Genomic DNA, 20,630 nt, shown 5'->3' on the forward strand with positions numbered 1-20,630 from the left:
GCCCCGATCCATCGCGAAGGCGCACGATCAGCGCGCGGCCAGCGCCTTCTTGCCCATCAGGCGCAATACCAGACGGATCGCGCCCGGAACGAATTTCGGACGGATTAGCCGCTGGTCATAGACGGACAGCCGCCGGTCGTTTTCGGACAGGCAAATCGCGGCGAGTTCGGGAAATTCGATTTCCACGCCCAGTTCCTTGGAGCCGTTGAGCGTAAAGTTGTTTTCCTGCGCCTTGGTGTTGTTCTCGCCCATGCCCTTGGCCATGTCGATCCGTTCCCAGATGAGGAACAGCCACACCGTCCACACCTTCAGCTCGAAATAGGGGCGTCGCCACCACGGCATGTTGCGCCGCCACCACGCCACCCAATTGACGAAGAACAGGATGTGCCGTCCTTCCTCGCGCATCACGGGTTCGAACGTGTCGACCAGTTCGGGCGGGAAGAAACCCGAATCCTTGGCGATCTTGAACAGGCCAAAGCCGAAGAAACTGTCGATGCACTCGGAAAAACCGGTGCGCATGAACGCGAATTCTGGGTCGCGCGGGCGTTTATACTCTTCCTCGGGCTGGAGCTCGATGCCGTAAAAGGTGACCATGTCGGCCAGCACGATCTTGTGGCGGCTTTCCTCGAAAGCGTTCATGTCGATCGCGTCGCGCAGCAGCGGATCGCTGATCTGCTCGCCATAGGTTTTGACGTTCATGCCCGCGCGGCCTTCGGTCGCGACGGCGATGTCCCAGATCGGCAGCGACACGATCCGGTTGCGGGTCTCGTCGTCCAGCACCGGCCAGTCGATCAACGCAGGGCGATAGGGATCGTGCGTGTCGAGCATCGTGCGGCAGAACAGGATTTTGTGGGCGGTGCTGCCAAGCGGGACGGGCGTACCGGGCGCGGGGGATGCGGGGGCAAGCGATTTGGAGATGAAATTCATGGGGCCTTTCTCCCGCTAGAGATCGGCGAAGCGCGCCAATCTGATATCGTTACGCGTAACGATCGAACGGGCTTGCGGATCCAGCAACGCGGCCAATTCCGCTTCATATTGATAGCTTGGCGCGGCCAAGGGGTAGGTTCCGGTGGCCGGATGCAGATAGATCTCGTTCACGCCCTCTGGCAGGTTCTCCAATATGCCGCGCAACCGCGCCGCGTGCATCGCGCCCGACCAGGCGAGGCCAAAGGTGCGGTCGGGCACCTTCATCCCGGCAGCACGGCCCGAGCGCTGGATATGGCGCGCGAATGGCTTGGCGATGTCGAGCCCAGTCACTGGCTCGAACGCTGCCAGCGATGCGCGCTCCTCGATCGGCGCGCGCAGCGCCTTCATCCCGTGGCGCAGCCCGACCTTCAGCAGCGTCGCCCCGATCACCGGGTGCAGATGCATGTGCTTGTGCGAATTGACATGGTCGAGCGGCAGTCCGGTGTCCTCGAACAGCGCGAACTGCGCCTCGATCTCGGCCTCCAACTGGCGGCGCACCGATGCCCTGGCCAGCAGCGCCAACGCGACCGGGAGCGATTCGATGCGGAACTGCCCGCGCTCGTCGACCAGATCCGGGATTTGCGACGGTGGAAGCGCGGGCGGGGTTTCGGCCAGCGCGACGTGCAGCCCGACGCCAAGCGTCGGCGTCGCGTGCGCGCGCTCCACCGCATCGGCGGCGGCATCGCCGGTCACCATCAGGCTGGTGACGGTCAGCACGCCCTCGCGGTGCGCTTGTTCGACCGCGCGATTGACCTCGACCGACACGCCGAAATCATCGGCGGTGATGATCGCGGTCTTCACCGCCGGGGAAACCCGTAAAATTCGGGGTCGGCCAACACCGCGTCCGCAACATTGCCGGGGCTGGCGACGGCGACTCGGCGCAGCAGCGCGATCATCGCGTCGCGGTCGCCGGCCCGCACGGCCGCATCCCAGGCTTCTTCGCGACCGGTCGCGGCGATCCGCTCATTCACGGTCATTCCGGCAAGCGTGGTCATGGCCGTGCCTTATGCAGCTTCCTTGCGGCGACGCAGGAAGTCGAAGAACTCGACGCCTTCGCGCAGGCGGCGCTTCATCATGTCCCAGTCGGTCAGCATCTCGCGGACGATTTCCCAGATCTTCGACGGGCGGAAATAGAAGCGCTTGTAGAACTCCTCGACCTTGTCGAAGATCACCGCCGAGGACAGATGCGGATAGCTGAGCTGCGCGATCTGGTTGCCGCCATCGGTCAGCAGGTCATGCGAGCTGTCGAACCAGCCATTTTCGGTCGCCTGCTTGTACAGGAAGGTGCCCGGATACGGTGCCGCCAGCGACACCTGGATCGTGTGCGGGTTGATTTCCTTGGCGTAGTTGATCGTTTCCTCGATCGTCTCCAGCGTCTCGCCGGGCAGGCCGAGGATGAAGGTGCCGTGGATGGTCAGGCCGAGCGCGTGCGCATCCTTGGTGAACTGCCGCGCGACATCGGTGCGCAGGCCCTTCTTGATGTTGTGCAAAATCTGCTGGTTGCCGCTTTCATAGCCAACCAGCAGCACGCGGCAGCCGCCTTCCTTCATCGCCTTCAGCACCGGCTGCGGCACGTTCGCCTTGGCGTTGCAGCCCCAGGTGACGCGGAAACCCGGCGTGCCGAAGCCGAGCTTGCGCAGCTCGCCCGACAGCTCGACGACGAAATCGTGCGCATCGGCGAGCGTATCGTCGTCGAAGAAGATCTCGTTCACCTCGGGCATTTCCGCGAGGATATATTTCACTTCCTCGATGACCTTGGGGACGCTGCGGTGGCGATAGCGATGCCCGCTGATCGTTTGCGGCCACAGGCAGAAGGTGCACCGGCTCTTGCAGCCGCGCCCGGTGTAGAAGCTGACGTAGGGGTGGCGCTGATAGCCGCCAAAATATTTCGACGTGTCGAGATCGCGCTTGTAGATGGGCGAGACCATCGGGAGGACGTCCATGTCCTCGATCTGCGCGCGGTCCTTGTTGCGCACGATCGTGCCGTCGGGCGCGCGCCACGTGATGCCGTCGATTTCGGCAAAGGGGCGGCCCTCGGCCAGTTCGACGCAGGTGAAATCATATTCCTCGCGGCAGACGAGGTCGATCGCCTCGCACGCCTCCAGGCTGGCCTTGTCCTCGATCATCACCTTGGCACCGACAAAGGCGACGATGATCTTCGGGTTGCGCTCCTTGATCAGCCGCGCGGTGCGGATGTCCTGGTTGAAGCTCGGCGTCGAGGTGTGGAGAATGACCAGATCGCGGTCGTCGAACTCGTGCGCGATATCGTCCCACGACTGATCATGCGCGGGCGCGTCGATCAGCTTCGATCCCTCGATCATCGCCGCCGGCTGGGCGATCCACGTCGGATACCAGAAGGATTTGACCTCGCGCTTCATCTGGTAGCGCGCCCCGGCACCGCCGTCATACCCATCGAAAGAGGGTGCCTGGAGGAAAAGGGTCCGCATCATGCTCGTTGCTCCGTGGAGGCCGAAACAATGCGGCCGTCCGTCTTCATTTTAAGTGTTGCACCGCGCCAATCAACCGACCGCACGAAGAAGCTCGCGATATACACCGCAAAGGCAAGGACATCGTGCAGCAGCGCCATCCACAGCGGTGCGATCCGCCCCCCTACTGCCGCATCGACGTTGCGCACAACCACCAACCGCGCAATTACTGCTGCAAGTGCGAGCGAAAGCCCGAACTGTGGCGCATAAAGCGCAGCCAAGAGCGCGGTGGGGAAGGGCAGGCCGATGACGATGCCGACATAGGGACCGAAAGCGACGTCGCGCACCGTTGCTCCCCAGCGCAGTTCATGTCGCCACAGTTGCGTCAGGCTGGTTTCGTCGCAGGCGTGCGTGACCAGAATCGGCGGCACCGCCACACGCAGGCCCAGCGCCCGCACGCCCTCGCCGATGGCATAATCGTCGGCCAGCACGTCGGCGAAGCGTTCGAAGCCGCCGATCCGGTCGAGCGTCTCGCGCGTGAGCGCGATGGTCGATCCCATGCACGGCGCGGCCAGCCGATTCGACACCCCGAAGGCGACCCCCAGCATGAATTGATACGTCACGCCGGCGGCGACCATGCGCGACCAGAAACCGGCATCGCCGCGCCCCGAATAAATGCAGGTCACCGCGCCCACCGCAGGATCGTCGAGCGTGGCGAGCAGTTGCGCGATATAGTCGGGCGCGACCGCGATGTCGCTGTCGCTCAGAATCACGATGGGATGGCGCGCGGCGCGGTCCATGTTGATGAGGTTGGACAGCTTGCCGCTGGCACCGTGCATCGTCGGGTCAATGACCAGATCGATATCGGCGTGCGGATAGGCGGCTTTCAGCGCCTCGACCACAGCGATCGCCGGATCGTCTGCGCGCTGCACACCGCACACCAATTGCAGCGGTCCGGCATGGTCCTGGGTCAGGAAGGTGGCGAGATTGTCCAGCAGGCGGGGTTCGGCCCCGTAGAGCGGCTTGAGCAGGGTGACGGCTTCGGTGCGGGCAGGGGCCGATCTGGCGGCGGCGAAAAAGCGCCGGAATACGAACGCTGCGGCCAGCGAATAGACGATGCCGAACATCGCCAGCACGATCGCCAGCCAGCCTAGCGCCGTACCGATATTCTGCAGAATGTGGGTCACGATGCCTCCCTCGTAACGCCGCGCGGGTGACCGGTATAGGCACACCGATATGAAAAAGCTGTCATGTTTGCGCCGGATCGGCCCTTTCTGCGTGTGCGGTGGCCCGTGGTATTTGCTCTTGCGCGCCTTCGCACTAAAGCCACCGCCACTGGAGGCTGCTTGACCGATCGACCCATCATACTTGTTACCGGCGTCTCCGGATTTGTCGGCTCGGCCGTCGCGCGGCGGCTGGCGGCAGACGGCGCGCACGTGCGCGGGTTGGCGCGGGCGAGCAGCGCGCGCACCAATCTCACCGATTTTCCGGGCGAACTGGTCGAGGGCGACGCGCGCGATGCCGCTGCGATGGCGCGGGCGATGGCGGGTGTGGCGCACCTCTATCACGTCGCTGCCGACTACCGGATCTGGGCCCCCGACCCCGAGGAGATTGTCCGCAACAATCTCGCCAGCACGCGCACGGTGATGGAAGCGGCGCTGGCCGCCGGGGTCGAGCGAATCGTCTATACCAGCAGCGTGGCGACGCTGCGGCCCGACCACGGCAAACCTTCCGACGAAACGCGCCCGGCGACGCCCGAACAGGCGGTCGGTGCCTATAAGCGCAGCAAGGTGGTGGCCGAGCGACTGGTCGAGGCGATGGTCGCGCAGCAAGGGTTGCCTGCGGTGATCGTCAATCCCTCGACCCCGATCGGCCCGCGCGATGCGCGGCCGACGCCGACCGGGCGAATTATCGTCGAGGCCGCCTCGGGCCGAATGCCCGCGTTCGTCGAGAGCGGGCTCAACCTCGTCCATGTCGATGACGTGGCCGAGGGCCATATCGCGGCGATGACGCGCGGGCGGATCGGCGAGCGTTATGTGCTGGGCGGGCAGGACGTCTCGCTGCGCCAGATGCTGGCGGACGTCGCGGCGATCGTCGGGCGCAAGGCCCCGACGGTGCAAATCCCGAGAGCGCCGCTTTTCCCGCTGGCCTGGGTGAATGAACAGATCGCGCGGGTGACGGGCAAGGAGCCGTTCCTGACGCTGGATGCGCTGCGCATGGCCGCACACGACATGTATTATTCGAGTGCGAAGGCGGAGGCTGAACTCGGTTATCGCGCGCGGCCCTATCGTGCGGCGCTGGAGGATGCGGTCGCGTGGTTCCGGCAAGCGGGGATGCTCGCGTGATCGCGCTCGGGATTGCCACGTTATCCCTGCTGATCTGGATCGGGCTGGCGCTCGGTCGCGACGGCTTCTGGCTGACGCGGGAGCGGGATGATCGTGTTCCTCCCCTCCCTGGAAGGGAGGGGGCGGGGGTGGGTTCGTCTAAGGCAGGCGTCGCGCTCTCAAGGGGCCAACCCACCCCCAACCCCTCCCTTCCAGGGAGGGGAGGAACAGAATGGCCCTCCGTCGTCGCCGTCGTGCCCGCGCGTGACGAAGCCGAGGTGATCGCCGAGTCGATCGCCAGTCTCGCCGCGCAGGATTATCCCGGCGACTTCCGCATCATCCTCGTCGACGATTCGAGCAGCGACGGTACCGCAGAGATCGCCCGCACGGTCGGGTCGGAGCGGTTGCAGGTCGTCACCGGCGCGCCGCTCGCAGCGGGCTGGACGGGGAAATTGTGGGCCGTCTCGCAAGGCATCGCCGCTGCGGGCGACGCGCCCGACTATCTGCTGCTGACCGACGCCGACATCGCCCACGCGCCGGACAGCGTGCGCAGCCTGGTCACGCGCGCGGTGGCGGATGACCGCGTGCTGGTCTCGTTGATGGCGCGATTGCGCTGCGAGAGCCTGGCCGAGCGTGCGCTGATCCCGGCGTTCGTGTGGTTTTTCCAGATGCTCTACCCCTTCGCCACGGTGAACCGGCGCGGGCGTGGCCTCGGTGCCGCTGCGGGCGGGGTGATGCTGGTGCAGCGCCGCGCGCTGGCGGCGGCAGGCGGGATTGCGGCGGTGCGATCCGCCTTGATCGACGATTGCGCGTTCGGGGCCTTGATGAAGCAGCAGGGGGCGGTGTGGCTCGGCCTGACCGATCGCGCGGTCAGCATCCGGCGCTACGACACCTGGGCCTCGGTCGCTGCGATGATTTCGCGCTCTGCCTACGCCCAGCTCCGCTATTCGCCGTTGCTGCTGGCGGGCACCACGCTCGGCCTCGCACTGACCTATCTCGCGCCGCCCGTGCTGGCGATTTTCGCGCGCGGCGCGGCGCATTATGCAGCGCTGGCGGCCTGGGCTATCATGGCGCTGCTGTTCCAGCCGATGCTGCAATTCTACCGTCGCTCGCCACTTTGGGGACCTGCCTTGCCGTTGATCGCAACCTTTTATGCGGGCTGCACCGTGCTGTCGGCGTGGCAGCATAAGCGCGGGCGCGGGGGCCTGTGGAAGGGCCGCGTCCAGGCGGATCTGTCGGCATGAGCACCGCAACCACCGCCACCGCGCTTGCCTCGGGCAAGGGGCATAAGGATGAGAATTTTCCGGTCGCCTCGGTGCTGCTGAAGCCCGAGCATCGCGCCCCGGTGATGGCCTTCTATCATTTCGCGCGCGCCGCCGATGATGTGGCCGACAATGCCGCCGCCTCCGCCGACGAGAAGCTGACACTCCTCGCCGCGATGCGCGCGACGATTCTCGGCACCGAGGATAGCGATGCGCATTCGGTCGCATTGCGCGCAACGATGGAATCGCATGGGCTGAGCCCGCAGCACGCGCTCGACCTGCTGGTGGCGTTCGAGCGCGATTGCACGGTCGATCGCTATGCCAATTGGGCGGCGTTGCTCGACTACTGCCGCTACTCGGCGATGCCGGTCGGCCGCTATGTGCTGGACGTGCATGGCGAGGACCACGCGACCTGGGCGGCGTCGGATGCGTTGTGCGCCGCGCTGCAAGTCATCAACCACACGCAGGATTGCGGCAAGGATTACCGCGCGATCGGACGGGTGTATCTTCCTGCGGACGTGATGGCAGCCCATGGCGCAACGGTGGAGGATTTGGGTGCGACGACCGCGACCCCGGCATTGCGCGCGGTGATCCGCGATCTGGCCGCGCGATCTGGGGTATTGCTCGCGCAGTCGGCAGGCTTTGCCGCCGCGATTCGCGATCGTCGGTTGGGAATAGAGGTGGCGATCATCCACCGCCTCGCCGCCAGCCTGACCGCGCGTTTGAAAGTCCGCGATCCGCTGTCCGAGCGGGTCCATCACCGCGCGCCCGAGGCGCTTGGGCTCGCAACGTTGGCGGCGGCACGGCAAGTGGTTAAGGGACGCTCATGAATCCCAAGGCGACACCCGCCCAACTTCAGGCGCAAGTCTCGCGCAGTTCGTTCTATGCCGGGATGCGCGTGCTGCCGAAGGCGCAGCGCGAGGCGATGTACGCCGTCTATGCCTTTTGCCGCGCGGTCGACGACATTGCCGATGACGAGATTGGCGATCGCCCGGTGCGTGCGGCGGCGCTGGAGGCGTGGCGCGCCGATATCGAATCGCTCTATGCCGGTGGCGATGCGGGGCAAGCGGCGCTGGTGGCGGAGGCGGTGCGCCGCTTCGCGCTCGACAAGGCCGATTTCCTGGCGGTGATCGACGGCATGGCGATGGATGTCGCCGAGGATATCCGCTGGCCGAGCATGGCCACGCTCGACCTGTATTGCGACCGCGTCGCATCGGCAGTCGGGCGGTTGTCGGTCAAGATCTTTGGCATGGAGGAGGAGACCGGCATCGCGCTGGCGCACCATCTGGGTCTGGCGCTGCAATTCACCAACATCCTGCGCGACGTCGATGAAGATGCCGCGATCGGACGCGTCTATCTGCCGCTGGAGCCGTTGCAGGCGGCGGGTATCCCGTTGGGCGACCCTTTTTCCGTCGTCGGCGATGTGCGCGTGGATGCCGCAGCGCGCGTGCTGGCAGCGCGCGCGCATGAGCATTTTAAGGCCGCCGAGGCGATTTTGGCTAAGCGGCCGCGTGGGCATTTGTTGGCACCCCGCTTGATGGCGGCGGTATACGCGCCCATCCTGGTGCGGATGGAGGCGATGGGCTGGGCACCACCGCGCGAGCGGATCAAGGTCAACAAGGCCGCATTGCTGTTCACCGTGTTGCGGCTCAGCCTGTTCCGTTGAAGCGCGAGGGTTCTATCGGTCGGGTCCGGATCGTCGGGGCCGGGATGGCGGGGCTTGCTGCCGCCGTCGATCTCGCGCGCGCCGGGCACCGCGCGGAGCTGGTCGATGGCGCGGCGCAAGCCGGCGGGCGTTGCCGCAGCTATCACGATCCGCAGCTTGGGCGAACGATCGACAATGGCAACCATCTGGTGCTGTCGGGCAATCGCGCGGTGGCCGACTATCTCGCGACGATCGGCGCGAGTGATCGGCTGAGCGGGCCGCTCCACGCCGATTTCCCCTTCGTCGACCGGCGCAGCGGTGCGCGCTGGGCGGTGCGCTTCAATGATGGGCCACTGCCCTGGTGGATCTTCCGCGATGGCCGCCGGGTGCCCGGTACGCGCGCGGGCGATTATCTGCGGCTGGCGGGGCTGTTGACTGGCGCGCCGGGGCAGACGGTGGGCGACCGGATCGATCCGCGTGGTGCGGTGTGGGACAAATTGATCGAGCCCGTGCTGCTCGCCGTGCTCAACACCGCGGTCGCCAGCGGATCGGCGCGCCTCGCCGCCGCCGTGATCCGCGAGACGCTCGGCAAAGGCGGGCGCGCGATGCGGCCGCGCATCGCCGAGCCGACGCTGGCGGCGGCGTTCGTCGATCCGGCGGTGTCGTGGCTGGAGCGGCAGGGCACCACCCTGACGCTCGGGCGGCGGCTGCGGGCCTTGCGCTTTGCCGAGGATCGCGTCGTCGCACTCGATTTCGGGAGCGGCGAAGAGGCGGTCGCAGCGGACGAGAGCATTATCCTGGCGGTGCCGCCGTGGGTTGCTGCGGCGCTGGTGCCCGACCTCACCGTGCCCGATGATTTCCGCGCGATCGTCAACGCGCACTTTGCCTACACCCCGCCGGCGGGCGTCGCGCCGATGATCGGCGTCATTGGCGGCACGGCGGAATGGATCTTCTCGTTTGAGGATCGCATCTCGGTAACGGTCAGTGCGGCGGACCATCTGGTCGATACCGACCGCGCAGACCTCGCCGCGACCTTCTGGGCGGATATCGCCGCGATTCACGGTCTTCCGCCGACGCTGCCACCATGGCAGATCGTCAAGGAAAAGCGCGCCACTTTCGCCGCGACGCCCGAACAGGACGCCAAGCGTCCGCCCGCCGCCACGCGCTGGCGCAACCTGTTTCTGGCGGGAGACTGGACGCAAACCGGGCTGCCCGCGACGATCGAAGGGGCACTGCGATCGGGCGAGACTGCTGCCCGCTTGGCGCGGGGTGCCCGACTCGGCTAAGGCGCGGGCATGAGCATCGATACGATAGACCGCAGCGCCCTCCTGGACGAAGCCGACGCTACCGCGAGCAAGGCGGCGGCGGCGCTGGGCGGGTTGCAGAATGCGGACGGGCATTGGGTGTTCGAGCTGGAGGCCGATGCCACCATTCCGGCCGAATATGTGCTGCTCCGCCACTATCTGGGCGAACCGCGCGATGCGGAGATCGAGCGCAAGATCGGCGTGTACCTGCGCCGCATACAGTCGCCGACGCATCATGGCTGGGGCCTGTTCCATGGCGGTGCCTTCGATGTGAGCGCCAGCGTAAAGGCCTATTTCGCGCTCAAGATGATCGGCGATTCGATCGATGCGCCACACATGGTGCAAGCGCGCACGGCGATCCACAAAGCGGGCGGGGCGGCGGCTGCCAACGTCTTCACGCGCATCCAGTTGGCGCTGTTCGGCGCGGGGCCGTGGAGCGCGGTGCCGACGCTGCCGGTCGAGCTGATCCTGCTGCCGCGCTGGTTCCCGGTGCATCTCTCCAAAATGTCCTATTGGGCGCGCACGGTGATCGTGCCGCTGCTGGTGCTGGCAGCCAAAAAGCCGGTGGCGCGCAATCCCTCGGGCGTGCTGGTCGACGAACTTTACACGACCAAGCGCGCCAAGCTGGTCAGCAAGGCGGCGGGGACCAAGCAGGCGTGGACGACCTTCTTCAATGGCCTCGACGTCGTGCTGAAGGGCGTCGAGCCGCTCTGGCCCAAGGGCACGCGCCAGCGCGCGATCGACGCCTGCGTCACCTTCGTGACCGAGCGGTTGAATGGCGTGGACGGGCTGGGCGCGATCTATCCGGCGATGGCCAACAGCGTGATGATGTTCGATTGCCTGGGCTATCCGGAGGATCATCCTGCGCGGGCGCTGGCGCGCGAATCGGTCGAGAAGTTGCTCGTGGTCAAGGACGACGAGGCCTATTGCCAGCCCTGCGTCTCGCCGGTGTGGGATACGGCACTCGCCTCGCACGCGATGCTGGAGGTTGGCGGCGAGGAGGCCGAGGCGCGCGCGGCGGCGGGGCTGGCGTGGCTGAAGCCGCTGCAAGTGCTCGACGTGAAGGGCGACTGGGCCGAGGAAAAGCCCGATGTCCGCCCCGGCGGCTGGGCGTTCCAATACAATAACGCGCATTATCCCGATCTCGACGATACCGCCGTGGTGGTGATGGCGATGGACCGCGCCAAGGACCTAGTCGCTAGCCCCTCCCCTTCAGGGGAGGGGTTGGGGTGGGGCCGCTCCGCGCATTCGACGCAAGGGGATGTGGGCACGGTCCCACCCCCAGCCCCTCCCCTGAAGGGGAGGGGAGACGGGTATGAAGAAGCCATCGCGCGCGGGGTCGAATGGACCGTCGGGCTGCAAAGCAAGGATGGCGGCTGGGGCGCGTTCGATGCCGACAACAGCTATCATTACCTCAACAACATCCCCTTTGCCGATCATGGCGCGTTGCTCGATCCGCCGACCAGCGACGTCACCGCGCGCGTGGTGTCTATGCTGGCGCAATTGGGCGAGACCGACACGCCCCGGATGAAGGCGGCGCTGGCCTTCCTGGAGAAGGAACAGATGCCCGATGGCAGCTGGTTCGGGCGCTGGGGGGTGAATTACATTTACGGCACCTGGTCGGTGCTGTGCGCGTTGAACGCCGCCGGGCTCGATGCGAAGCATCCGATGGTGCGCAAGGGTGCCGACTGGCTGATCCACATCCAGAATCTCGATGGTGGCTGGGGCGAGGATTGCGAGAGCTATGCGCTCGATTACAAGGGCTATACCCCCGCGCCCTCGACCGCCTCGCAGACCGGCTGGGCGCTGCTCGCGCTGATGGCGGCGGGCAAGGTCGATCATCCCGCAGTCGAACGCGGCATCCGCCATCTGATCGCGACCCAGGCCGCCGACGGGCTGTGGGGGCAGGAGAAATATACCGGCGGCGGTTTCCCGCGCGTCTTCTACCTGCGCTATCACGGCTATCCGGCCTATTTCCCGCTCTGGGCGGTGGCGCGCTATCGCAATTTGAAGCGTTCGAACGATCCGCGCCCGGCGTTCGGGATGTGACGATCCTCGTCGCCTGCGGGCTGACGCGCGAAGCGGCGATCATCGCGCGGCCGGGCTTGGTCGTGGTGGCGGGCGGCGGCGATGCGGCGCGGCTGGAGCGGGAACTGGAAGCCGCGGTGGGCGGCGTTTCCGCGGTGCTGTCGTGCGGTGTCGCGGGCGCGCTCGATCCAGCCTTGCGGGCAGGGGATGTGGTGCTCGGCGATCTCCATATCTCCCACCACCCCGGCGAAGGCCGGGGCCCAGTTGCGGCGTCAGAGCGTATCGAGCGCTGTCCGTCGCCACAGCCACCTTCGCGACTGGGCCCCGGCCTTCGCCGGGGTGGTGGATTGGTCGAGTGGCTGGCAGCAGCGCTCCCCAATGCTCACCTCGGCACCGTGGTCGGCGCGGACCGGATCATCGCCTCCGCAACCGAAAAAGCCGCGCTCCATGCGCACACTGGCGCGATCGCGGTCGACATGGAATCGCACATCGCCGCCCGCGTCGCCGCGCGCCACAACCTCCCGTTCGCGATCCTGCGCACGATCTCGGACAGCGCCGATCACGCGCTGCCCCCCGCCGCTCTGGTCGGCATGAAGCCCGATGGCGGCGTCGCGCTCGGCGCGATCCTTGCCTCGCTCGCGCGCAACCCGGCGCAACTCCCCGCGCTGATCCGCACCGGGCGGGAGGCGGGGGCAGCGTTCAGTGCGCTACGCCGCGCGCTGGGTGCGCTTGAAGCCCTCGGGATCGGCGGCCTTGATCTTCGCGAGTTCACGCTCGACGTGTAGCGAGTGGACGTCGCTCGCCTTGCGGGCGTTGGACAGGTCGATATCGGGGGCCATCGGACCTTCGGTGCGCACGCCGTTGCGGCCGATCGCGAACATCTTCAGCGGATGGCGGATCGAGTCGCTCGCCGCCGTGCCCTCGAACCCGCAATGCACCATGCAGTTCGAGCACTTTTCATATTTGCCGACGCCATATTGATCCCAGTCGGTGCCTTCCATCAGCTCGGCAAAGGTGTCGACATAGCCTTCGCCGACCAGATAGCACGGCTTCTGCCAGCCGAAGACGGTGCGCAGCGGCATCGACCACGGCGTGCATTCATAGGTCTGGTTGCCCGCGAGGAAATCGAGGAACAAAGGCGAGTTGGTGAAGGTCCACGCCTTGCCGCCATCGCCTTTCCGGAACACATCACGGAAGAAGTTCTTGGTGCGCTCGCGCGTCAGGAAATGCTCCTGGTCGGCGGCGCGCTCGTACGAATAGCCGGGCGAGATGGTGATCTCGACGCCACGCTTCTGCATCTCGTCGAAGAACGCAGCCAGGCGGGTCGGGTCTGCCCCATCGAACACAGTGCAGTTGACCTGCACGCGGAAGCCCTTGGCCTTGGCCATTTCGATCGCTTCGATCGCGACTTCATAGGTGCCGGCCTGGTCGACCGCATGGTCGTGCATGCCCTTGTCGCCATCGAGATGGATCGACCAGGTGAAGTATGGCGACGGCTTATAGTCGTCGATCTTCTTCTTCATCAGCAGCGCGTTGGTGCACAGGATGACGAACTTCTTCTTGGCGATATAGCCCTGGACGATCTTGGGCATGTCGCGGTGGAGCAACGGCTCGCCGCCCGCGATCGAGACGGCGGGCGCGCCGCATTCGTCGATCGCGTCCATGCACTGGTCATAGGACAGGCGCTGGTTGAGGATCGCATCGGGATAATCGATCTTGCCGCAGCCCGGGCACGCCAGATTGCAGCGCAGCAGCGGTTCCAGCATCAGCACGAGCGGATATTTGCCGCCCTTGATGTGGTTTTTCAGGGTGTAGGCGCCGATGCGCGCAAGCGGGGCTAAGGGAAGGCTCATGGGGGTTCCTATGCGCTCAAAACGCGCTGTTGGGAAGTTGCAGGCGGGTCGCGCAACTCACGCGGCAGACCGAATTCGAGCGATTCCTCGACGCCTGCCAGCTGTGTCACCTCGACCGGACCAAGTTTGCGCAGCGCCGCGATCACGCTGTCGACCAGCTCGTCCGGCGCGGACGCGCCTGCAGTGAGGCCAACGCGCTCGACGCCCGCGAACCACGCCGGATCGATCGCGCTGCCATCGGCGACGAGATAGCTCGGCAAGCCCTCATCCTGCCCGAGATCGCGCAGACGGCTGGAGTTGGAGCTGTTTTCGGAGCCCACCACCAGCAGCAGATCGGCCACCTTGCAGAGATCGCGCACCGCGCTCTGGCGGTTCTGCGTTGCGTAGCAGATTTCGGAAACGTCGGGCCCGATCAGGTTGGTGAAGCGCTTCGCCAGCGCGGCGATCACATTCTTGGTGTCGTCCACGCTCAGCGTCGTCTGGGTTATATAGGCGATCTCGGCATCCTCGGGGATGTCGAGCGCAGCGACATCGGCCTCGGTCGAGACGAGATGGACCGGCGCATCGACTTGGCCGCGCGTGCCGATCACTTCGGCATGGCCTTCATGCCCGATCATCACCAGCGTCCGCCCGGCCTTGGCATAACGCCGACCCTGCAAATGCACCTTGGTCACCAGCGGACACGTCGCGTCGAACACCGGCAGCTTGCGCGCCTTGGCCTCTTCCTCGACGGTACGGGCGACGCCGTGCGCGCTGAACACCGTCATCGCGCCCTCGGGCACGTCCGACAGTTCTTCAACGAACACCGCGCCTTTTGCGCGCAGCGTGTCCACGACGTGGCGGTTATGGACGATTTCGTGGCGGACGTAGACCGGCGCGCCGTAGCGGTCGATCGCGCGCTCGACGATCTCGATCGCGCGTACGACGCCTGCGCAGAAACCGCGCGGGTTGGCCAAAATTACTTGCAAAAACTGTCCTTCCGTCCGCTCAAATGCCGAAAACCGGGCGCGGGGCCGGAGGGCACGCACACGGATCCGTCATGTATGCCTCCCGGCCGCTTATTCTAGCGGCGTCGCAGCATAAAGAAAGCAGGAAAACCTATATCTTCGGGTGGGTGGTTTCCCGGCCGGGCACCCGATAGCGCCTAAAGCGTTCATCGGCGCTACAGCGGTTTGTGCTAGGGCCGTTGCGGTGATAACGGCCAGACCAACTACCTGGGTCATCGCCAAATGTCCCAATAGGAGCTTTCGATGATTTTCTCCCTGCGATACGTCGTGCCGATGGTGGCATTGTGCAGCGCGGTTCCGCTTGCCGCGCAAGCCACCGATCCGGCGCGGGCCCCCGTCCAGACCCTGAACGATGGATTGCTGACGATCATGAAGGGCGGCAGCGCGCTCGGCACGCAAGGCCGAATCGCGCGGATCGGCCCAGTCGTCGACCAGACCTTCGACATCGGCCTGATCACGCGGCTGTCGGTGGGGCCCGATTGGGTAAAGGTGGCCCCCGGCGACCAGGCCACGCTGGTTTCGGCGATGCGCCGCATGACGGTTGCCCAATATGCCTCGAACTTCAGCACCTATGGCGGTGAGAGTTTCAGCATCGACCCCCGCGTCGAGACGCGGGGAACAGACAAGCTGGTACGGACGACGCTTTCCGCGCCGAAGGGGGACGCGGTCCCGATCGGCTATCGCTTGCGACAGAGCGGCGGCAAGTGGAAGATCGTGGATGTCTATTACAAGAATGCGATCAGCCAGTTGGCGACGCGGCGCGCCGATTTCGCGAGTGTTTTCGCCAAAGGCGGTGCCAAGGCCCTGATCGCGCATCTCGACGACTTGGCCGCCAAAGGCGGGCGCTAAGCCGGGTGACGATTCGATCGACGACCAGCGCGCTGGCGGTGGCGATCGCGCTGCTGGCCGCGCCCGTCACGGCTGCACCGCAGTCGGCACCCGCGCCGGTGGCGGCGGGGGGGCAGGCGACGCCGCCCGTCGTGGCGCTTGCCCCCGTCACCGCCGGGCAGGCGTCCGTGCGTCATCATCACCATGCCAAGGGCGATTCGCTCGAAGGCTTCAATCGTGTGATGTTCTCGATCCATCAGTTTCTGGACCGGATCTTCCTGCGTCCGGTCTCGATGGCGTATAAAAAGATTGTGCCCAAGGTGGTGCGCACCGGCATCCGCCATGTCTTTTCCAACGTCGGCGAGCCGCTCGTTTTCGCCAACGACCTGCTGCAGTTGAAGCCCAAACGCGCGATCAGGACGCTGGCCCGTTTCGGGGTCAATTCCACCATCGGGATTGGCGGGTTGCTGGACGTCGCCAAGACGTCCGATTTCAACCTGCCGCATCATGACAACAGCTTCGGCAACACGCTGGGTCGATATGGGGTGGGGCCGGGGCCCTATATCTTCCTGCCGCTGGTCGGCCCCAATACGCTGCGCGACTTCGGGGCCGGGGTCGGCGAGGGATCCGTGCTGCCCCTCACCGTCGGCACGCCGTTCGATCGTGCCGAATATCAGGCGGCCCAAGCCGGGCTCACCGGGATAGATTTGCGCGCAGAATCCGATGCGGAGTTGAAGGCGCTGTTGGGCGCGGCGGTGGACCCCTATGCGACCTTGCGGTCGGCCTTTTTGCAGGACCGCGCGGCGACCATCGCGGAACTGCGCCACGGCACCAAGCAAACGAGCAGCCCGCTCGACGATCCCTTGAACGATCCCGGCGCGACGGAGGCGGTGCCCGCTGCATCCGCATCCGCTGGGTCGGCCAAGCCTGCTACCGACGACCTCCCAGCCGACCCGGCTCCGCCCTCCGACGAAAAGTCGGCGGCACCCAGCGCTCCCGCACAGCCAAGCCCCGCGCCCTAACCCTTTTTCGGGCGCGGCGGCCCGAGCAGGGCCGGTTCGAAGATCAACGCGCACACCAGGGTCCAGGCGAGCGAAATCATCAGGATCTTGCCCATGCTTGCCGTGCCCGGATGGTGCGACAGCCACAGGCTGCCGAACGCGCTGCCCGTTGCCAGCGCGCTGAACAGCACTGCGCGGGCGAGGCTGGATTGCAGCAAATCGGTCGCGCCACCGCGCCACGCCATTACGAAATAGATGTGGAAGGCGACGCCGACCCCGAACAGCAAGGGAAAGGCGATGATGTTGGCGAAGTTGATCGGCTGACCGATCAGCACGCAACTGCCCAGTGTCAGGAAACCCGAGAGCACGACGGGCGCGAGGGTGAAGGCCACCTCCTTGATGTCGCGCAGCACGAGGAACAGCAGGCCGCTGACGAGCGCGAGCGCGAGAAGCCCGGCCTCGACGAATGCCCAGGCGACGGTTCCCGCCGCTTCCTGCGTTGCCACGGGCAAGCCGCTGGCATCCGGCGCGACAGTGCGCACCGCCTTGGTGAAGCGGCGCAGCACGGCGTTGTTGTTGCTGTCGCCCTTCGGGAATACCTGCACCAGCGCGCGGCCATCCTTGGCGATCCAGTTTCCGGCGATTTCCGGCGGCAGCGTGGCGCGCGTCACCGCCTCGGCTTGCAGTGTGGCGCGGATCTGGTTGAGCATCGTATCCAGCGGAGTCACCAGCAACGTCGTCGCGCGGGCGCGGTCGTGCGGTGTGCCGACGGCCAGGCGTGCAAAGGCGGTGGCCAGTCGACGCGCACTTTCCGCAGCGGGGCCAGGGTGGCTGGCAGCGACCGCGCGCAATTCGGCGGCGGTGCGCGCCAGCGCCGCCGCAGAGTCGGCATCGTCTGGCGGTGGCGTCACGTCGAACGGGTTGATCGTGGCGTCGAGCAGGAGCGACGCATCCTGCACCAAAGCGAGCTTGGTCTCCTGATCGGCAGGGACGAAGCTGTCGACCGACACCGCCTCCGCCACTTCGGGCAGTGCGCTCAGCTTCTCGGCCAAGGCCTTGGCGGCGTCGGCATTGGGCGCGAGCAGGTTGATCGTGTTGGGGGTGCGCAGCGGGTCGCGCATCAGATCGTTTAGCGCGCGCATCGCCGGGCCGTCTTTGGCGCGCAAGTGGAGCGGATTAAAATCGAACTGGACGAAGGGCAGCAAGGCGATGCTGCCCGCCATCGACAGTCCGAACGCCCACAACACCGTCTTGCGGTGGGTATGCAGCCAGCGATCGATGGGGGCGGCTTCGGCAAAACCCACTTCGCGGCGGGGCGCGCCGGGCTTGAGCAACATCAGTATCGCCGGGAGCAGCGTGACGCTGGCGATCAGCGCGACGACCATGCCCAGCCCGGCAATGATGCCGAGTTCGGCAATGCCGATATAGTCGGTCGGCAAAAACGCGCCGAAGCCGAGGAACACCGCCCCCGCCGCCAGCGCAAGCGGCGCACTGAGCGCCACCGCTGCGCGTTGCAGCGCGGTGCCGGTATCGGCCCCGTCGAGCCGCTCGGCATTGAAGCGCACCGCGATCTGGATGCCGAAATCGACGCCCAATCCGACGAACAGCGGGATGAAGGCGACGGAGATGAGGTTGAGTGCCCCGACCGCGAGCAGGCCAAGCGCGGTCGTCACCACCAGCCCGGCGACGATCGTTACCACGATTCCTGCGACGATCTTCACCGACCGGGTGGCGAACCACAAAGTCACCAGCATCGCGGCGGCCATCACCAGCCCGACAAAGCCGATATTCTCCTCGAGCGTGGCGAATTCCTCGTCGGCCAGCGGCACTTCGCCGGTGGTGCGCACGGTCACCCCATGCGCCTGGTCGAGACCGAGCTTCGCCGCCTGCGCCTGGATCGCGGCAACGGCGTCCTCGCCGGGCTGGAGCGCGCCATAATCGAGCTTGGGCTGCGCGAGGATCAGGCGGCGCAGCGGCGGCGCGGCCCCCGCGCCGGGCTCGGCAAAGAGCTGCTGCCACGAGAAATAAGCGGGTTTGCCTACCGCCGAAGTTTCCAGCGCAGCCGCCATCGTCCGCATCGGGCGGTCGATCCGCGATAGCGGCACATCGCCGTTGGTGACGCCGGTCAGCATCGTCGAGAACGCGCCGGCAATGCCGCGCAACGACGGATCGCCAGCGAGCGGACCGAGCAAGGGCTGCGCGTCGATCAAGGCCTTGGTGGACGCTTTTACCGACGCGGTCGAGCCGAACAGCAGCCCCTCGCGATCGAAGAACGCGCCGCCATCGGGGCGCTGCACCGTGCGGAAATGGCGGGTGTCTTCGGCGAGCGCGGCGGACAATTTCGCGGTGGCGGCTTCGGCCAGTTCGGGCGTTTTGCCATCGACGATTACCAGCAGCACGTCGGACAGTTGCGGAAAGGCGGTCTCGACCGCTTTCTCATTCTGCCGCCACGCGATCTTGGGGGAGATCAGCGCCGCGGTGTCGGTCGTCATCGCGAAATGGCTGGCGGCATAGAGCGCCGCGCCTGCGACCAGCGCGAGGCACACCGCAAGCACCGCGAACGGCCGCTTGACGCCAAGCGCGACGAGTTGCTGGATGCGGTGCGCAATCACTGCTTGGGCGCGTCCGGGCCTGTGAAATAGCGCAATTTCAGGCGGATCGTCTGTTCCTGCCCGTCATAGTCGAACACCGCTTCCTCCCATTTCGGTGGGGCCAGGCGGATCTTGGCATCGTTGGAAAAGCCGACGCCTTCCTTGGGAATGCCGAACAGCGCGCGGTCGATCTTGCCATTGCCATTCTGGTCGTAAAACACCTGCGCGGCATAGCGGCCGGGCTTCAGGCCGGTCAGCGTCACCGTCGTCTGCCCGATCCGGGCGGGGGCATCGGCCGAGGTCGGGCAATCCTTCAGAAACTGCGCCTGGGTGCACAGATCGACATGCACGCGCCCGGTGCGGGCACGGACATTGTCCACCGCGACATGCAGCACGCCGCTGGGCGCGCCCGCGCCGAGCGCGAGCATGGCGAGCGGAAATAGCGCAAGCCGCGACCAAAAAGGATGCGGGTGCAGGGCGGAGAGGATGCGATTCATGGCGGGGCCCTTAGACCAGATCAGGGCCGGATTGGAACCACCGGCCAACGCCGCGTGCTAAGCCGATTCACGGTGAACGCGCGCTGAAGCGCCTTAGCCGAAGATATCGGTCAGCGCTTCCGCGGCAGGGCCGTCTTTCCAGTTGCGCAGTTCGACATAGAGCGAGGTCTGGATCGTCGAGATGATCGTGATCACCAGCGTGGACGATACCGCGCTGACCGCAATAAGCCCGATCGACAGGCCCTGGCCCTGCGCGGCATTGGCCAAGTTTTGGAAGCCGATCAGCGCGAGGAAGAGCACGCCGACCACCGCCGAAATGATCCAGTAGATCACCAGCACGACCAGCTCGAGCGCGAAGATGTTCCAGCGCGCACCCTTGGTCAGTGCCGCGCTGCGTCCGAATGCGCCGAAAATGCCCGAATTTTCTTCGACCAAGGCGGGGGTGGCGACCGACAGTATCACGTAAAGGATGACGCCCGGCACAATCAGCAAGGCCAACCCGAAGATCACGATCAGCCCGAGCAAGATCGCCAACCCAAAGAGCGGCAGGATTTTGCGCAATCCGGCAAGCGCGGATTCGGCGAAGCCGACGGGCTGCCCGTCGCTATAGGCGACCGTCGCCCGGACCAGCGCGCCTTGCGCCAGAAAGTTGAAAGCCAGTGTCAACAGCGCCACGCCCGCCGTCAGCAGGAGCGTGGTGGAGTCGAACGGCAGCGTCTGTGTCGCCCGTGGGCTTTGCAGGAGAGCCTTGAGGATAACGCTCGGCAACGCTCCGAACAGGAACGAAATGCCGAACATTGTCAGCGGATTGGCACCGATTGTTGCGAAAGCGCGGTTGAAAACCCGGCCAATCGACATGCGACGGTCCGATGCTGCTGCGATAGTCGCCATGTCTGCG

The 20,630-nt window shown here is 66.0% G+C and carries 19 protein-coding genes; 9 read left to right on the forward strand and 10 right to left on the reverse strand.

Features of this window, described 5'->3' with window-relative positions:
* Positions 1-27 precede the first annotated feature (27 nt).
* The 5 genes from ACP7BL_RS12490 to hpnI are packed head-to-tail and all read right to left on the reverse strand — an operon-like array spanning position 28 to position 4,579.
* Entirely contained in the window at positions 28-927 is a 900-nt protein-coding gene (locus tag ACP7BL_RS12490) for a ferritin-like domain-containing protein (protein WP_033966009.1), read from the reverse strand.
* 15 nt (positions 928-942) lie between these two features.
* Positions 943-1,767 carry a hopanoid biosynthesis-associated protein HpnK gene (gene hpnK, locus ACP7BL_RS12495; RefSeq protein WP_137902656.1) on the reverse strand — a complete coding sequence of 275 codons (825 nt, stop codon included), beginning with the start codon at positions 1,765-1,767 and terminating at the stop codon, positions 943-945.
* Positions 1,764-1,961, reverse strand: coding sequence for a hypothetical protein (locus ACP7BL_RS12500; protein ID WP_033966010.1), 198 nt, complete (start codon positions 1,959-1,961; stop codon positions 1,764-1,766). The genes hpnK and ACP7BL_RS12500 overlap by 4 nt, the downstream gene beginning before the upstream one ends.
* Before the next feature lie 9 nt (positions 1,962-1,970).
* On the reverse strand, positions 1,971-3,416 hold the full coding sequence (hpnJ, locus tag ACP7BL_RS12505) for a hopanoid biosynthesis associated radical SAM protein HpnJ (RefSeq protein ID WP_426258473.1): 1,446 nt from the start codon (positions 3,414-3,416) through the stop codon (positions 1,971-1,973).
* Entirely contained in the window at positions 3,413-4,579 is a 1,167-nt protein-coding gene (gene hpnI, locus ACP7BL_RS12510) for a bacteriohopanetetrol glucosamine biosynthesis glycosyltransferase HpnI (RefSeq protein ID WP_426258474.1), read from the reverse strand. The genes hpnJ and hpnI overlap by 4 nt, the downstream gene beginning before the upstream one ends.
* Positions 4,580-4,738: 159 nt before the next feature.
* Between hpnI and hpnA the strand changes: the two genes are divergently transcribed.
* From hpnA to ACP7BL_RS12545, 7 genes are read left to right on the forward strand one after another with little or no spacing between them, the layout of a single operon-like run.
* On the forward strand, positions 4,739-5,737 hold the full coding sequence (gene hpnA / locus ACP7BL_RS12515) for a hopanoid-associated sugar epimerase (RefSeq protein ID WP_426258475.1): 999 nt from the start codon (positions 4,739-4,741) through the stop codon (positions 5,735-5,737).
* On the forward strand, positions 5,734-6,960 hold the full coding sequence (locus ACP7BL_RS12520; protein WP_426258476.1) for a glycosyltransferase: 1,227 nt from the start codon (positions 5,734-5,736) through the stop codon (positions 6,958-6,960). The genes hpnA and ACP7BL_RS12520 overlap by 4 nt, the downstream gene beginning before the upstream one ends.
* Positions 6,957-7,808: a squalene synthase HpnC gene (gene hpnC / locus ACP7BL_RS12525; protein WP_126848744.1), complete on the forward strand. Its 852-nt coding sequence runs from the start codon at positions 6,957-6,959 to the stop codon at positions 7,806-7,808. Before ACP7BL_RS12520 ends, hpnC begins: the two co-directional genes overlap by 4 nt.
* On the forward strand, positions 7,805-8,644 hold the full coding sequence (hpnD, locus tag ACP7BL_RS12530; RefSeq protein ID WP_426258477.1) for a presqualene diphosphate synthase HpnD: 840 nt from the start codon (positions 7,805-7,807) through the stop codon (positions 8,642-8,644). The genes hpnC and hpnD overlap by 4 nt, the downstream gene beginning before the upstream one ends.
* Positions 8,645-8,688: 44 nt before the next feature.
* On the forward strand, positions 8,689-9,909 hold the full coding sequence (gene hpnE / locus ACP7BL_RS12535) for a hydroxysqualene dehydroxylase HpnE (RefSeq protein WP_249340826.1): 1,221 nt from the start codon (positions 8,689-8,691) through the stop codon (positions 9,907-9,909).
* Positions 9,910-9,918: 9 nt separating this feature from the next.
* The gene (locus ACP7BL_RS12540) at positions 9,919-11,976 is read left to right on the forward strand and encodes a squalene--hopene cyclase (RefSeq protein WP_426258478.1); all 2,058 of its coding nucleotides are present in this window, start codon (positions 9,919-9,921) and stop codon (positions 11,974-11,976) included.
* Positions 11,973-12,740, forward strand: a complete 768-nt coding sequence (locus ACP7BL_RS12545; RefSeq protein ID WP_426258479.1) for a phosphorylase — start codon at positions 11,973-11,975, stop codon at positions 12,738-12,740. The genes ACP7BL_RS12540 and ACP7BL_RS12545 overlap by 4 nt, the downstream gene beginning before the upstream one ends.
* Here ACP7BL_RS12545 and hpnH read toward each other — a convergent pair.
* Positions 12,663-13,808 (reverse strand): adenosyl-hopene transferase HpnH, encoded by a 1,146-nt coding sequence (gene hpnH, locus ACP7BL_RS12550; RefSeq protein ID WP_033965809.1) that lies wholly within the window; start codon positions 13,806-13,808, stop codon positions 12,663-12,665. The genes ACP7BL_RS12545 and hpnH overlap by 78 nt on opposite strands.
* 8 nt (positions 13,809-13,816) lie before the next feature.
* On the reverse strand, positions 13,817-14,776 hold the full coding sequence (gene ispH / locus ACP7BL_RS12555; RefSeq protein ID WP_033965810.1) for a 4-hydroxy-3-methylbut-2-enyl diphosphate reductase: 960 nt from the start codon (positions 14,774-14,776) through the stop codon (positions 13,817-13,819).
* A gap of 282 nt (positions 14,777-15,058) precedes the next feature.
* Here ispH and ACP7BL_RS12560 point away from each other — a divergent pair, with 282 nt between their 5' ends.
* Both ACP7BL_RS12560 and ACP7BL_RS12565 read left to right on the forward strand, forming a co-directional pair.
* A complete protein-coding gene (locus ACP7BL_RS12560) occupies positions 15,059-15,664 on the forward strand; it encodes an ABC transporter substrate-binding protein (protein ID WP_033965811.1) in 606 nt (201 codons plus the stop codon).
* 5 nt (positions 15,665-15,669) lie between these two features.
* Positions 15,670-16,665 (forward strand): MlaA family lipoprotein, encoded by a 996-nt coding sequence (locus ACP7BL_RS12565; protein ID WP_299106431.1) that lies wholly within the window; start codon positions 15,670-15,672, stop codon positions 16,663-16,665.
* Here ACP7BL_RS12565 and ACP7BL_RS12570 read toward each other — a convergent pair.
* The 3 genes from ACP7BL_RS12570 to ACP7BL_RS12580 form a co-directional block, all read right to left on the reverse strand.
* The gene (locus tag ACP7BL_RS12570) at positions 16,662-19,256 is read right to left on the reverse strand and encodes an MMPL family transporter (RefSeq protein ID WP_299106434.1); all 2,595 of its coding nucleotides are present in this window, start codon (positions 19,254-19,256) and stop codon (positions 16,662-16,664) included. The two genes, ACP7BL_RS12565 and ACP7BL_RS12570, sit on opposite strands and share 4 nt — an antisense overlap.
* On the reverse strand, positions 19,253-19,732 hold the full coding sequence (locus tag ACP7BL_RS12575; RefSeq protein ID WP_126848738.1) for a DUF2141 domain-containing protein: 480 nt from the start codon (positions 19,730-19,732) through the stop codon (positions 19,253-19,255). The genes ACP7BL_RS12570 and ACP7BL_RS12575 overlap by 4 nt, the downstream gene beginning before the upstream one ends.
* A gap of 93 nt (positions 19,733-19,825) precedes the next feature.
* Positions 19,826-20,623, reverse strand: a complete 798-nt coding sequence (locus ACP7BL_RS12580; RefSeq protein WP_426258480.1) for a hypothetical protein — start codon at positions 20,621-20,623, stop codon at positions 19,826-19,828.
* Positions 20,624-20,630 lie beyond the last annotated feature (7 nt).

Origin of the sequence: Sphingomonas sp. DC1600-2, assembly GCF_049897605.1 — a bacterium.
In the GTDB taxonomy this organism is placed as follows: Bacteria; Pseudomonadota; Alphaproteobacteria; order Sphingomonadales; family Sphingomonadaceae; genus Sphingomonas.